The organism is Serratia nevei (assembly GCF_037948395.1).
Classification (GTDB): domain Bacteria; phylum Pseudomonadota; class Gammaproteobacteria; order Enterobacterales; family Enterobacteriaceae; genus Serratia; species Serratia nevei.
This window is the reverse complement of the sequence record NZ_CP149940.1, coordinates 4,193,001-4,206,904: the sequence shown is the minus strand read 5'-3', so window position 1 is coordinate 4,206,904 and position 13,904 is coordinate 4,193,001. Positions and strand designations below refer to the sequence as shown.

Below are 13,904 nucleotides of genomic sequence, written 5' to 3'. Positions count from 1 at the left end.
CACCGCGCCGCATTTTTTTGTCGCCGCCTGCCGTCGTAGAGGAAACATTGCGCAGCTTGCCGCAGCGCTTGCGCATGCGGCTTTACCGCGTTGTTACGGCCCTTACACTGGCGGCATGAACGACAATACTCTCTCGAACATTGATGATCGCCAGCGAGGCATGACGTTGATTGAGCTGTTGGCGGCGATATTGATCGCCGCCATGCTGACCGGCTGGGGCGTCGGGCAATGGCGCTATCATCAGCAAGCGCTGCGGCTGGAACACACGGCCCAACAGCTGCTGGCGTTTCTGCTGCGCTTGCAGGCGGACGCCAACTGGCGTAACCGCACGACGCTGCTGTGGTTCAAGAACGGCACGCCCTGGTGTTTGGGCGGTGGCGTGCCGCCGCCGGATTGCGCTTCCGCCGAAGGCTCTGCCTTCTCGCCGCCTTATCGCGACGTTGCGCTGAGCGGCTACACCGGCAAAGAGATTGGGTTTTACGGTTTGCGCAATACCGCGCAGGCGGGGCACATCCTTCTCAGCAACGACGCAGGCAGCCTGCGGCTGGTGCTGTCCGCCCGTGGGCGGCTGCGTTTGTGCAGCGAAGGGCAGCGGCTCAGGGGCATGGCGCTATGTTGACTCCAGAACGCGGTTTTACCTTGCCGGAGGTGATGTTGGCGTTGGTCTTCGGCAGCGTAATCGCGCTCGGCGCGGCGAAAACTTACCCGCTGTTGCGCCAGCAAAGCGTGGCCGTCGGCCAGCACTTTCGGCTGGAGTCAACGCTGCGGCAGTTGGCGTTCGGCATTGAGAAAGATCTGCGCCGCGCCGGTTTTTGCGCCGGGCAGTGCGCCGGCCGGCCGCTGCTGATCGGCCAGGCTGCGGGAGAAGCGGCGGGCAGCTGCGTTATCGTTGCCTACGACATTGCTCGCAGCGGGCAATGGCTCACTTCGGGCGAGGATGCAGGCTACTTTGGTTACCGGCTGCGCAATGGCGGCTTGGAAGGGCAGCGCGGCGTGAGCCAATGCGATGGCGGTGGCTGGGAGCGGCTGCTCGACCATGACGAGGTGCGCATTGAGCGGTTTCATGTGGCGATAGAGCGGGGCAATCACGGCGCGACCTTGGCTCGCCTTACGCTGGCGGGGCGCTCCGCCAGCGATGCACGTATCGGGCGCAGCCTGAGCGGGAGCGTCGAAATGGCGGCGCTGCCATGAACCGGCGCACCCAGCGAGGCGGTAGCACCCTGGCGGCGGTGATGCTGCTGCTGGCGCTCGGGCTGATGTTGCTTAACGCTCAGCATCGGCAGTTGGATAACGCGCTGTTACTGGCTGCCGATCAGCAGCGTTACCTTCAGGCTTACAATCAGGCCGCTTCGGCGCTGAGTTGGGGCATGAGCCAGCGCTGGCCACGCGCTGAGCTGAGTGCGGCGGCCTGGTTATGCAGGCAGCGCGCGGAGCTGACGGCCTGCGCTCGGCTGTCTGCCAGAGCGGGCGTTGTGACGGTACGCGGCCTTGGCGAGATGCGCGGCGGTGAACCGCTATGGTTGTATCAATGGGGCACCTTTAACGGCGCGGAGGCCGCTGGCAAAGTGCAAGCACAGCCGGGCGGTCGGCTGGATTTTTGCCCCGAGAAAAGGCTGGCCGACTGTGACGGTTAACACTCGGGCTGGGCGGATATCCCGCAACGGCTTCAGCCTGCCGGAAGTGTTGGTGGCGGCCTTGCTGTTCTCGGTGTCGCTGCTGGGCTTGTTACAGTATCATCAGGTGCTGTTGCAGTCGTTTCAGCGCCAGTGGCACTACCGGCAAGCCTGGGGGCTGGCGCATCAGCAGCTGGAGGCGTTTGCCGTCACCGGGCGGCTCGAGGCTGAACCGCTGCCGGAAGGGTGGCGACGCGAGACGGCGCTTGACGATGCCGAGAGTGATTGCCGCCGATTGACGGTCAGGATCCAAACGCCGCAGCGGCAGTGGGCAACGCTGAGCCGCTGGTATTGCACCCGCTTTTAAGCCGGTATGTCTTTTGTTTTAAAGGAGCCTTGATGTTCACGGTTTATCATTCCAATCAGCTGGATTTGTTGAAAACGCTGACCAGCGCGCTGATAGCCAGAGATCCGTTGGCCGATCCTTTTCAACCGGAAGTGGTGCTGGTGCAGAGCCCCGGCATGGCGCAATGGCTGCAGATGCAGCTGGCGGAACAGTTCGGCATCGCCGCCAATGTTGCGTTTCCGCTGCCGGCGACCTTTATTTGGGACATGTTCACCCGGGTGTTGCCGGATATCCCGAAAGAGAGCGCCTTCAGCAAGGACGCGATGACCTGGAAGCTGATGTGGTTGCTGCCGGAGATGCTGACCCAGCCGGCGTTTGCGCCACTGCAGCACTATCTGACCGATGACGGCGACAAGCGCAAGATCCACCAGTTGGCCGGCCGGGTCGCCGACCTGTTCGACCAGTATTTGGTTTATCGCCCGCAGTGGCTGGAGAGCTGGCAGCGCGGTGAGCGCATCGACGGTCTGGCGGAAGCTCAGCAATGGCAGGCGCCGCTCTGGGCGCGATTGGTGGAGTACACGCAAGAGCTGGGGCAGCCGGAATGGCACCGTGCCAATCTGTACAGCCGCTTTATCCACGCGCTGGAGCAGGCAAAAACGTGCCCGCCCGGTTTGCCGCCGCGGGTGTTTATCTGCGGCATCTCGGCGTTGCCGCCGGTCTATTTGGAGGCGCTGCAGGCGCTGGGGCGGCATATCGATATCCACCTGATGTTCACCAACCCCTGTCGCTATTACTGGGGCGACATTCAGGATTACGCTTTCTTGGCTCGCTTGCAGAGCCGCAAGCGCCGTCACTACCACCAGGCTCGTGAGCAGGGGCTGTTCCGCGAGCCGGATGACGCGGCGCGCCTGTTTGACGCCGAAGGCCAGCAGCAGCTCAGTAACCCGCTGCTGGCCTCCTGGGGCAAGCTGGGGCGCGATCACCTCTATCTGCTGTCGCAGATGGAAGGGGCGCAAGAGGTCGACGCCTTTGTCGATATCCCGGCCGATACCATGCTGCATGTCGTTCAGCGCGATATGCTGGAGCTGGAAGACCATGCGGTAATCGGTATTACTGCGGAAACGCTGGAAAGCAGCTTCAGCAAACGTCCACTTGATGAGAATGACCGTTCCCTCAGCCTGCATGCCTGCCACAGCCCGCAGCGGGAAGTGGAGGTTTTGCACGATCAGCTGCTGAGCATGCTGGCGCAGGATCCGTCGTTGACGCCGCGCGATATCATCGTGATGGTGGCGGATATCGACAGCTACACGCCTTACATTCAGGCGGTGTTCGGCAATGCCCCCGCCGAGCGCTACCTGCCGTTCGCCATTTCCGACCGTAAAGCGCGCCAGGCACATCCGGCGCTGCAGGCGTTCATTTCACTGCTCGATCTGCCGCAAAGCCGTTTTACCTCGGAACAGGTACTGGCGCTGCTGGAGGTGCCGGCCCTGGCCGCCCGTTTCGCCATTGGCGAAGAGGGGCTGCGCCTGTTGCGTCATTGGGTCGGTGAATCCGGCGTGCGCTGGGGCCTGGACGACGATAACGTGCGCGAACTGGATCTGCCCGCCACCGGCCAGCATACCTGGCGCTTCGGCATTACGCGTATGCTGCTCGGCTACGCGATGGACAGCAATGCCGGCGATTGGCAGGGCATTTTACCTTACGACGAATCGAGCGGATTGGTCGCCGAGTTGGCGGGGCAGTTGGCGGATCTGCTGGCGCAGCTCAGCCACTGGCGGCAAATCTTGAGCGAAGCGCGCCCGCTCGAAGCGTGGCTGCCGCTGTGCCGGCAACTGCTGGATGCCTTCTTCGCTGCGGACAGCGACACCGAAGTTGTGCTGGCGCTGATCGAACAGCAGTGGCAGCAGGCCATCAATTTTGGCCTGGCGGCGCGCTATCCCGATGAGGTGCCGTTGACCATTCTGCGTGACGATCTGGCGGCGCGCCTCGATCAGGAGCGCATCAGCCAGCGCTTCCTCGCCGGGCAAATCAACTTCTGTACGCTGATGCCGATGCGTTCCATTCCGTTCAAGGTGGTGTGCCTGCTGGGCATGAACGACGGCGTGTATCCGCGCACGCTGCCGCCGCTGGGGTTCGATCTGATGGCGCAGCAGGTCAAACGCGGCGACCGTAGCCGTCGCGATGACGACCGCTATCTGTTCCTGGAAGCGATTTTGTCCGCTCAGCAGCGGCTGTATATCAGTTTCATCGGCCGTTCCATTCAAGACAACAGCCCGCGCTACCCTTCGGTGCTGGTCACCGAGCTGCTGGAGTACCTGGAGCAAAGCTATTGTCTGCCGGGAGATGAGGAACTCAGCGCAGACGACAGCGCCCGGCGGGTTGGTGAGCACTTGCTGAAGTGGCACGCGCGCATGCCGTTCGCCGCCGAGAATTTCTTGCCGGGCTCGGAGGCGCAAAGCTATGCCGCCGAGTGGCTGCCAGCCGCCGATGGGCGCGGTGCGGCGCATCCGGCGTTCAACCAGCCGCTGCCTGCCGAAGCGCTGCAGCAAATATCGTTGGATGAGCTGCTGCGATTTTACCGCCATCCGATTCGCGCATTTTTCCAACTGCGGCTGGGCGTCAGTTTTATCCTGGAAGAGACCGAGCTGCCCGACGAAGAACCCTTCACGCTGGATAACCTCAGCCGTTACCAGTTCAACAGCCAGCTGCTGAATACGCTGATAGACGGCGACGATCCCGAACGGTTGTTCCAGCGGGTGCGCGCCGCCGGCGGCTTGCCCTATGGCGCCTTCGGCGAAATCTATTGGCAAAAACAGCAGGAGGAGATGAGCGAACTGGCCGAGCAGGTGCGTGCGGAACGCGCAGAGAGCCATAGCCTGGAGCTGGATATCGATATCGCCGGCGTACGTCTCAGCGGCTGGCTGCATCAGGTGCAGGATGACGGCCTGCTGCGCTGGCGGCCCGCTACGCTGTCGGCGGTGGACGGCATATTGCTGTGGCTGGAGCACCTGGTGTACTGCTGCGCCGGCGGCACCGGCGAGAGCCGCATGTATGGCCGCAAGAATTCCGCCTGGCGCTTTGCCGCGCTGGCGCCAGAAGAGGCACAGGCGCAGCTGGCGGAACTGCTGGCGGGCTATCAGCGCGGTCTGAGTCAGCCGCTGCTGCTGTTGAACAAGAGCGGCTGGGCGTGGCTAAGTCAGTGCTATCTGCCGGAAACGCAGGAAATCGACTGGGAGGAAGAAGCGCAAATTAAGGCACGCGCCAAACTGCTGCAGGCCTGGCAGGGCGATCAGCGCATTCCTGGAGAAGGGGAAGATCCCTACGTGCAGCGAGTGTTCCGCCAATTGGATAATGAATACTTGGCGCAAATACTGGCCGAAACAGAGCGTTATCTGTTGCCGGTGGCGCGGCATAACCTGGGGTAACAATCCCCCGGTGGTGCTGTGCGGCGGGAGGTGGTAAAAATAACGAAGGTTATATTCAACCATTGGGGTAATTCCCGGTCTTACATAACGTACAGGCATATACCCGCCGTGTTTCGGGCCGCCACTTTGGCGAAGAACCCGGCGAGTACCGATTTGGTTATGTGGTTTTGATGCACGTCGCCAACGTCAGGGAGTGGGCGTAGCGACGTCAGAATAGGGGTTTATTTTGGATATGCGCAGACAGTTGGCCCGTATCGCCGGGCTGGTATTATTGGCTATGTGTTGGGCACCGTTGAGTTGGGCCGCGCAAGGATGGCAACCGCTGGCGGAGAAGATCAACAAGAGCGAACACGATCCACGTCAGTATGAAGCGGTCAAGTTGGCTAACGGCATGACGGTGTTGCTGGTGTCCGATGCCCAGGCTCCGAAATCGCTGGCGGCGCTGGCATTGCCGGTCGGGTCACTCGAAGATCCGAACAGCCAACTGGGCTTGGCGCACTATCTGGAACATATGGTGCTGATGGGCTCCAAGCGTTACCCAGAGCCGGAGAACCTGTCCGAATTCCTGAAAAAGCACGGCGGCAGCCACAACGCCAGCACGGCCTCTTATCGCACAGCCTTTTATCTGGAAGTGGAAAATGACGCGCTGGAGCCGGCGGTCGATCGCATGGCCGACGCCATTGCCGAGCCGCTGCTGGATCCGGGCAATGCCGATCGCGAGCGCAACGCGGTGAACGCCGAATTGACGATGGCACGTTCGCGCGATGGCATGCGTATGGCGCAGGTCGGCGCGGAAACCCTTAACCCGGCGCATCCGAGCGCGCGCTTCTCCGGCGGTAATCTCGATACGCTGAAAGACAAGCCGGACAGCAAGTTGCACGATGAGCTGACCGGCTTCTATAAACGCTACTACTCCGCCAACCTGATGATGGGCGTTTTGTACGGCAATCAGCCACTGTCGCAGCTGGCTGATATTGCGGCAAAAACCTTTGGCCGCGTGCCGAATCACGACGCCAGCGTGCCGCCGATCACCGTGCCGGCCGTGACGCCGGAACAGCAGGGCATCATCATTCACTATGTGCCGGCGCAGCCGCGCAAGCAGCTGAAGGTCGAGTTCCGCATCGATAACAACAGCGCCGCGTTTCGCAGCAAAACTGATACCTACATCAGCTACCTGATCGGCAACCGCAGCAAGAACACCCTGTCTGACTGGTTGCAGAAGCAGGGGCTGGCGGACGCCATCAATGCCGGCGCCGATCCGATGGTCGATCGCAACGGCGGCGTCTTCGCCATCAGCGTCTCCCTGACCGACAAAGGCCTGGCCCAGCGCGACGAAGTCGTCGCCGCCATTTTCAACTACCTGAAAATGCTGCGCAGCGAAGGCATCAAGCAGAGCTACTTCGACGAAATCTCGCATGTTCTGAACCTGGATTTCCGTTATCCGTCGATTACGCGCGACATGGACTACATCGAATGGCTGGTGGACACGATGCTGCGCGTGCCGGTTGAGCATGCGCTGGACGCGCCTTACCTGGCCGATCGTTATGATCCTAAGGCGATCGCCGAACGTCTGGATGCCATGACGCCGCAAAACGCGCGCATCTGGTTCGTCAGCCCGGATGAGCCGCACAACAAGACGGCCTATTTCGTCAACGCGCCTTACCAGGTCGACAAAATCACGCCGCAGCGCTTTACGCAGTGGCAGCAGCTGGGCAGCGGCATTTCCCTGTCGTTGCCGGCGCTCAATCCGTACATCCCGGATGACTTTACCCTGACCAAGCCGTCGCACGAGTTCAAAAAGCCGGAAATGGTGGTGGATAAACCTGGCCTGCGCGTGCTGTACATGCCGAGCCGTTACTTCGCCGACGAGCCGAAGGCCGACGTCACCGTCGCTTTCCGCAACGCCAAGACCATGGATTCCGCGCGTAACCAGGTGCTGTTCTCGCTGACGGATTATCTGGCCGGCCTCGCGCTGGACCAGCTGAGCTATCAGGCATCGGTCGGCGGGCTGAGCTTCTCGACCTCGCCGAACAACGGCCTGATGTTTAACGCCAACGGTTTTACCCAGCGTTTGCCGCAGTTGCTGACGGCGCTGATCGAGGGCTATTCCAGCTTCACGCCGACGGAAGAGCAGCTGGCGCAGGCCAAATCCTGGTATCTGGAACAGTTGGACGCCGCCGAGAAGGGCAAGGCGTTTGAGCTGGCCATTCAGCCGGTGCAGATGGTTTCCCGCGTGCCGTATTCCGAACGCAGCGAGCGCCGCGAAGTGCTGAAGACGCTGACGCTGAAAGACGTGCTGGCCTATCGCGATAGCCTGCTGGCCGAGGCCACGCCAGAGCTGTTGGTGGTGGGCAACATGAGCAAGCAGCAGGTCGACACGCTGGCGTCGACGCTGAAACATCGCCTGGGCTGTACCGGCATCGAATGGTGGCACGGCGAAGACGTGGTGGTGGACAAGAATCAGCTGGCCAACCTGCAACAGGTGGGCAGCAGCACCGACTCGGCGCTGGCGGCGGTCTATGTGCCGACCGGCTACGACGAAGTGACCGGCATGGCCTACAGCTCGCTGCTGGGGCAGATTATTCAGCCGTGGTTCTATAGCCAACTGCGCACTCAGGAGCAATTGGGGTATGCGGTCTTTGCCTTCCCGATGTCGGTGGGGCGCCAGTGGGGCGTGGGCTTCCTGTTGCAGAGCAACAGCAAGCAGCCGGCCTACCTGTACCAGCGCTATCAGGATTTCTACCCGAAAACCGAGAAGCGCTTGCGCGACATGAGCGAGGCGGACTTTGAGCAGTACAAACAGGCGCTCATCAATGAGCTGAAGCAGCGGCCGCAAACCCTGAGCGAAGAGGCCAGCCGGTTCGCCAACGATTTCGATCGCGGCAATTTCGCCTTCGATACCCGTCAGAAGCTGATCGCGCAGGTGCAGCAGCTGACGCCGGCCAAGCTGGCGGATTATTTCCACCAGGCGGTGATCCAGCCACAGGGGCTGGCGGTGCTGTCACAGGTGAGCGGCAGCGGGCAAGACAAGGCGGATTACGCGGCGCCTAAGGACTGGGTCACCTATCCGAACGCGTCTGCATTGCAGCAGATCCTGCCGCGCAAAGTGGCGACGCCATGACGGAAACTGCCCCGCAGAGGCTGGAGCCGCTGACGCTGCCGCTGTTCGGCGAACGCCTGATCGAAGCGTCGGCGGGCACCGGCAAAACCTTTACCATCGGCGCGCTGTACCTGCGTTTGCTGCTGGGATTGGGCGGTGAAGCGGCGTTTCCTCGTCCGCTGACGGTAGAAGAAATCCTGGTGGTGACCTTTACCGAGGCCGCCACCGAGGAGCTGCGCGGGCGTATCCGCGACAATATTCACGGATTACGCATCGCCTGCGTGCGGGGCGTCAGCGCCAACCCGCTGTTTTCGGCGCTGATGGCTGAAATTGACGATTTGACCGACGCCGCCTCGCAGCTGCTGGCGGCGGAGCGGCAGATGGATGAAGCGGCGATCTACACCATTCACGGCTTTTGCCAACGAATGCTGACGCACAACGCCTTCGAGTCCGGCATGCTGTTTGAACAAACGCTGGTGCAGGACGAGCTGCCGCTGCGGCGGCAGGCCTGTGCCGACTTCTGGCGTCGCCACTGCTATCCGTTGCCGCTGGGCGTGGCGCGTGCGGTCAGCCAAGAGTGGAGCGGCCCGGAAGCGTTGCTGGCCGATCTTTCCGGCTATCTGCACGGTGAGGCGCCGGCGCTGCGTCGCCCGCCGAAGGACGAAGAAACCGTCCTGATGCGCCACGAGCAGATCGTCGCGCGTATCGACGCCATCAAGGCGCAATGGCGGGCGGCGGCGGGCGATCTGGAGGCGTTGATCGCCCAGTCCGGCGTCGATAAGCGCAGTTACAGCAGCAAGCACCTGCCGAACTGGCTGAACAAGGTCGGCGAATGGAGCGGGCAGGAGACCCAGGACTACCAGTTGCCGAAGGAACTGGATAAATTTCGCCAGTCGGTGCTGCTGGAGAAGACCAAGAAAGGCGAGCCGCCGCGGCATGTGCTGTTCACGGCGATCGACGAGCTGTTCGATGAGCCGTTGACGCTGCGCGACCTGATCATGGCGCGTGCGCTCAGCGAGATCCGCACTTCCATTCAGCAGGAAAAGCGCCAGCGCGCCGAGCTGGGGTTTGACGACCTGCTCAGCCGGCTGGACGGCGCCCTGCAAAGCGGCGGTGGTGAACAGCTGGCGCAGGCGATCCGTCAGCGCTACCCGGTGGCGATGATCGATGAATTCCAGGATACCGATCCGCAGCAATACCGTATTTTCCAAAAGCTTTACGTCGGCCGGCCCGATTGCGGCCTGCTGCTGATCGGCGATCCCAAGCAGGCGATTTACGCCTTTCGCGGTGCCGACATTTTTACCTACATGCGGGCGCGTTCAGAGGTGAGCGCCCACTATACGCTGGAGACCAACTGGCGCTCGTCGCCGTCGATGGTCGCCAGCGTCAATCACCTGTTTTCTCAGGTAGAAAAGCCTTTCCTGTTCGGCCAAATCCCCTTTATCGAGGTCAGCGCGGCGGAAAAGAACCAAGGGTTGGCGTTTGACCTGCACGGCAAGCCGCAACCGGCGATGCAGTTCTGGCTGCAGCAGGGGGAAGGCGCCGGTGTAAGTGATTACCAACAGTTGATGGCGCGCCTGTGCGCCACGCAAATTCGCGACTGGCTCAGCGCCGGGCAGCAGGGCCAGGCATGGTTGCAGGGCGGCAAGGAGCCTCGTTCGGTACAAGCCTCCGATATCACAGTGCTGGTGCGCAGCCGGAATGAGGCGGCGTTGGTGCGCGATGCGCTGAGCGCGCTGTCCATTCCGTCGGTGTATCTGTCCAACCGCGACAGCGTGTTCGACACCCCGGAGGCCAAAGACCTGCTGTGGTTGTTGCAGGCGGTGTTGGCGCCGGAACAGGAGCGCACGCTGCGCAGCGCCATGGCCACCGGGCTGATGGGGTTGGACGCGCCGACGCTGGACGGCCTGAGCCGCGATGAGCGCGCCTGGGACGCGCTGGTTAACGAGTTCGACAACTACCGCACGCTCTGGCTGCGCCGCGGCGTGTTGCCGATGCTGAGCGAGGTGATGAAAGCGCGCCAGCTGGCGGAGAACCTGCTGGCCAGCGCCGGCGGCGAGCGTCGCTTGACCGACGTGCTGCACCTGGGGGAGCTGTTGCAAGAGGCGGCGGCGCAGCTCGACAGCGAGCATGCGCTGGTTCGCTGGTTGGCGCAGCAGATTGCCCAGCCTAATCGCCAGTCCGACAATCAACAGCTGCGGCTGGAGAGCGACCGGCATCTGGTGCAGGTGATCACCATCCACAAGTCCAAGGGGCTGGAATTCGATCTGGTGTGGCTGCCGTTCGTCGGCAATTTCCGCCAGCAGCAACAGGCGCTGTATCACGATCGCCACAGCTTCCAGGCATTGCTGGATCTCGACGCCAATGAAGAGAGCCAGGCCTGGGCGGAGGAGGAGCGGTTGGCGGAAGACCTGCGTCTGCTGTACGTGGCGCTGACCCGCTCGGTGTACCACTGCAGCATCGGCATTGCGCCGTTGTTCCAGGGCACGCGCAAGAAACAGGGCGAGACCGATCTGCACCGCAGCGCATTGGGTTATCTGTTGCAGGGCGGGCAGGCCGGCGACGCCGCGTATCTGCAAGAGCGGCTGCAGCAACTGGCGGGCGGCGGTATTGCGCTGTCGCTGGTGGAACCGCCGGACGAGGTGCCCTGGCAGCCCCAGGCGTCGCTGACCGAAGCGCTGGAAGCGAAAAGTTTTACCCGGCGGATCCAGGATTTTTGGCGGGTGACCAGCTATACCGGTTTGCAACAGCACGGCGCGAGCCTGATGCAAGATCTGCTGCCGCGTCTGGATGTCGATGCCGCGGGCGAGCGCGGGGAAGAAAGTGAGCCAGCGCTCACACCGCATACCTTCCCGCGCGGCGCAACGCCCGGTACTTTCTTGCACAGCCTGTTCGAAACGCTGGATTTCACTCAGCCGTTAGACGAACAGTGGCTGCTGGCACAGCTGCAACAGCACGGGTTCGCCGAACATTGGCAGCCGATTTTGCTGGCGTGGATGCAGGTGTTGCTCAACACGCCGCTCGCCGACAGCGGCGTGACGCTGGCGGCGCTGACGCCGCAGCACAAGCAGGCCGAGCTGCAGTTCTATTTGCCGATCAACCGGCTGTTGCAGGCGAAGGAGCTCGATGCCCTGGTGAAGCGTTACGATCCGCTTTCCGCCCGCTGTCCGGCGCTGGATTTTCATCAGGTGCAGGGCATGCTGAAAGGCTTTATCGACCTGGTGTTCTGCTGGCAGGGCAAATACTACCTGCTGGACTACAAGTCCAACTGGCTGGGGGAAGACAGTAGCGCCTATACCCGGCCGGCGATGGAGCAGGCGATGGCGGAGCATCGTTACGATCTGCAATACCAGCTGTATACGCTGGCGCTGCATCGTTATCTGCATCATCGGTTGCCGGATTACGATTATCGGTGCCATTTTGGCGGGGTGATTTATCTGTTCCTGCGCGGCGTGGATGCGGCGCACCCGGGCAACGGCATTTTCACCTGTCTCCCTGAGCTTGAGCTGGTAGAGGGGATGGATCGCTTGTTCAGCGGCGAAGCTGTGGCGACGGAGGAAGGATCATGATCGCACTGCTGGAGCAGGCGGTAGCGCTTGGCGTACTGCGTCCGCTGGACGTGCAGTTCGCCCGCGTGGTGGCGAACGAAGACGAGCCCGATATTTTGCTGGCCGCCGCCTGCCTGAGCGCAGAGGCGGGGGCCGGTCACGTCTGCCTGATGCTGGAACAGCTGCAGGCGGACACGCTGTTTGAAGGGCGCCAGCCGGCGTTGGCGTTGGCGGTGTGGGAGGCGGCCGGGCGACCGGATAGCGCGCGTTGGCAGCAGCGTTTGGCGGCCAGCGCAGCGGTTGGGGACGGCAGTAGCGCTACGCCACTGGTGCTGCGCGGGCCGCGCCTGTATCTGCAGCGCATGTGGCAAAACGAAGGTGAAGTGGCGGCGTTTATCGGCGGTGAAGGCGAGTCGTTGGCGGTACCGGAGGCTGAGCTGCGCACCATTCTCGACCGCTTGTTCGGCGCGGCGAGCGATGAACCCGATTGGCAGAAGATCGCCGCCGCAGTGGCCGCCACGCGGCGTATCGCGGTCATTTCCGGCGGGCCTGGCACCGGTAAAACCACCACCGTCGCCAAGCTGTTGGCGGCGCTGGTGCAGCTGGATGAAGGCGCGCGCTTGCGCATTCAGCTGGCGGCACCGACCGGCAAGGCGGCGGCGCGTCTGACGGAGTCGCTTGGCAGCGCCAGCCGCCAGTTGGCGCTGACCCCGGCGCAGCAGGCGCTGTTCCCGACGGAGGCGGCGACGTTGCACCGTCTGTTGGGGGCTCAACCGAACAGTCAGCGCATGCGCTATCACCGTGGCAACCGGCTGCATTTGGATGTGCTGGTGGTGGATGAGGCCTCGATGGTCGATCTGCCGATGATGGCACGCCTGATTGCCGCGCTGCCCGATCGGGCGCGGGTGATTTTCCTCGGCGACCGCGATCAGCTGGCCTCGGTGGAGGCCGGCGCGGTGCTGGGAGATATTTGCCGCTTTGCCGAGCAGGGATACAGCGACGCGCGTGCCGCAGAGCTGAGCCGCCTGACCGGCTGTTCGCTCGCAGGGCGGCAGGCCGATGCGGAAGCGGCGGTGCGCGACAGCCTGTGTCTGCTGCGCAAGAGTTACCGTTTCGATGCCCGTTCCGGCATCGGTCAGCTGGCGTTGGCGGTCAACACCGGGGCGGGGGATCGCGCGCTGGCGGCATTAAACGGCAGTTTCGGCGATGTCACGGGCTATGCGCTGGCAACGAGCGAAGAGTATCAGGCGCTGTTGGATGCCTGCGTGGCGGGCTATCGCGACTATTTGCGGCTGACCGCCGAAGGCGCGGACGCGGCGGCGGTGCTGGCGGCCTTTGGCCGTTTTCAGGTGCTGTGCGCGCTGCGTGAAGGGCCATTCGGCGTCTCCGGCTTGAATGATCGTATTGAGCTCGGGCTGCAGCGTGCCGGTCTGATCGACCGCAAACCGGGCGTGCTCGGCCGCTGGTACCGGGGGCGGCCGGTGATGATCGGCCGCAACGACAGCGCGCTGGGGCTGTTCAATGGAGATATCGGCATTACGCTGCCGGATGAGCACGGCGATTTGCGCGTGCATTTCCAACTGCCGGACGGCAGCATCAAGTCGGTGCAGCCGAGCCGTTTGCCGGCGCATGAAACCGCCTATGCCATGACGGTGCACAAATCTCAGGGATCGGAGTTTGACCATACGGTCCTGGTGTTGCCGAATCACTTCCTGCCGGTGCTGACGCGTGAGCTGGTCTATACCGCGATCACTCGCGCGCGTAAGCAGCTCTCGCTGTATGCCACGGAGGCGGTGTTGCTGCGGGCCATTCGCATGCCGACTCAGCGTCGCAGCGGATTGGCTGAACGGCTACAGGCGACGGAATAAGCGT

General features: G+C 62.7%; 8 protein-coding genes. All 8 read left to right on the top strand.

Going from position 1 to position 13,904, the window contains the following annotated elements:
• Positions 1 to 115: 115 nt before the first annotated feature.
• The 8 genes from V8N38_RS20200 to recD all read left to right on the top strand — a co-directional run bounded on the left by V8N38_RS20200 (position 116) and on the right by recD (position 13,900).
• Entirely contained in the window at positions 116 to 619 is a 504-nt protein-coding gene (locus tag V8N38_RS20200) for a prepilin peptidase-dependent protein (protein ID WP_141960063.1), read from the top strand.
• On the top strand, positions 613 to 1,191 hold the full coding sequence (locus V8N38_RS20195; RefSeq protein ID WP_060423012.1) for a prepilin peptidase-dependent protein: 579 nt from the start codon (positions 613 to 615) through the stop codon (positions 1,189 to 1,191). Before V8N38_RS20200 ends, V8N38_RS20195 begins: the two co-directional genes overlap by 7 nt.
• Positions 1,188 to 1,634 (top strand): YgdB family protein, encoded by a 447-nt coding sequence (locus tag V8N38_RS20190; RefSeq protein WP_087763673.1) that lies wholly within the window; start codon positions 1,188 to 1,190, stop codon positions 1,632 to 1,634. Before V8N38_RS20195 ends, V8N38_RS20190 begins: the two co-directional genes overlap by 4 nt.
• Positions 1,624 to 1,980, top strand: coding sequence for a prepilin-type N-terminal cleavage/methylation domain-containing protein (locus V8N38_RS20185; RefSeq protein WP_060423018.1), 357 nt, complete (start codon positions 1,624 to 1,626; stop codon positions 1,978 to 1,980). The genes V8N38_RS20190 and V8N38_RS20185 overlap by 11 nt, the downstream gene beginning before the upstream one ends.
• A 32-nt stretch (positions 1,981 to 2,012) precedes the next feature.
• The gene (gene recC, locus V8N38_RS20180) at positions 2,013 to 5,384 is read left to right on the top strand and encodes an exodeoxyribonuclease V subunit gamma (protein WP_147840315.1); all 3,372 of its coding nucleotides are present in this window, start codon (positions 2,013 to 2,015) and stop codon (positions 5,382 to 5,384) included.
• 232 nt (positions 5,385 to 5,616) lie between these two features.
• Positions 5,617 to 8,505, top strand: a complete 2,889-nt coding sequence (gene ptrA / locus V8N38_RS20175; RefSeq protein WP_147840316.1) for a pitrilysin — start codon at positions 5,617 to 5,619, stop codon at positions 8,503 to 8,505.
• Positions 8,502 to 12,053, top strand: a complete 3,552-nt coding sequence (recB, locus tag V8N38_RS20170) for an exodeoxyribonuclease V subunit beta (RefSeq protein WP_147840317.1) — start codon at positions 8,502 to 8,504, stop codon at positions 12,051 to 12,053. The genes ptrA and recB overlap by 4 nt, the downstream gene beginning before the upstream one ends.
• A complete protein-coding gene (gene recD, locus V8N38_RS20165) occupies positions 12,050 to 13,900 on the top strand; it encodes an exodeoxyribonuclease V subunit alpha (protein WP_147840318.1) in 1,851 nt (616 codons plus the stop codon). Before recB ends, recD begins: the two co-directional genes overlap by 4 nt.
• Positions 13,901 to 13,904: the final 4 nt, after the last annotated feature.

Bases quoted from the DNA above. Each gene is read 5' to 3' on its own strand.
- V8N38_RS20195 (WP_060423012.1), top strand. From the start codon at position 613: ATGTTGACTCCAGAACGCGGTTTTACCTTGCCGGAGGTGATGTTGGCG.
- V8N38_RS20200 (WP_141960063.1), top strand. From the start codon at position 116: ATGAACGACAATACTCTCTCGAACATTGATGATCGCCAGCGAGGCATG.
- V8N38_RS20190 (WP_087763673.1), top strand. From the start codon at position 1,188: ATGAACCGGCGCACCCAGCGAGGCGGTAGCACCCTGGCGGCGGTGATG.
- recD (WP_147840318.1), top strand. From the start codon at position 12,050: ATGATCGCACTGCTGGAGCAGGCGGTAGCGCTTGGCGTACTGCGTCCG.
- recB (WP_147840317.1), top strand. From the start codon at position 8,502: ATGACGGAAACTGCCCCGCAGAGGCTGGAGCCGCTGACGCTGCCGCTG.
- recC (WP_147840315.1), top strand. From the start codon at position 2,013: ATGTTCACGGTTTATCATTCCAATCAGCTGGATTTGTTGAAAACGCTG.
- ptrA (WP_147840316.1), top strand. From the start codon at position 5,617: ATGCGCAGACAGTTGGCCCGTATCGCCGGGCTGGTATTATTGGCTATG.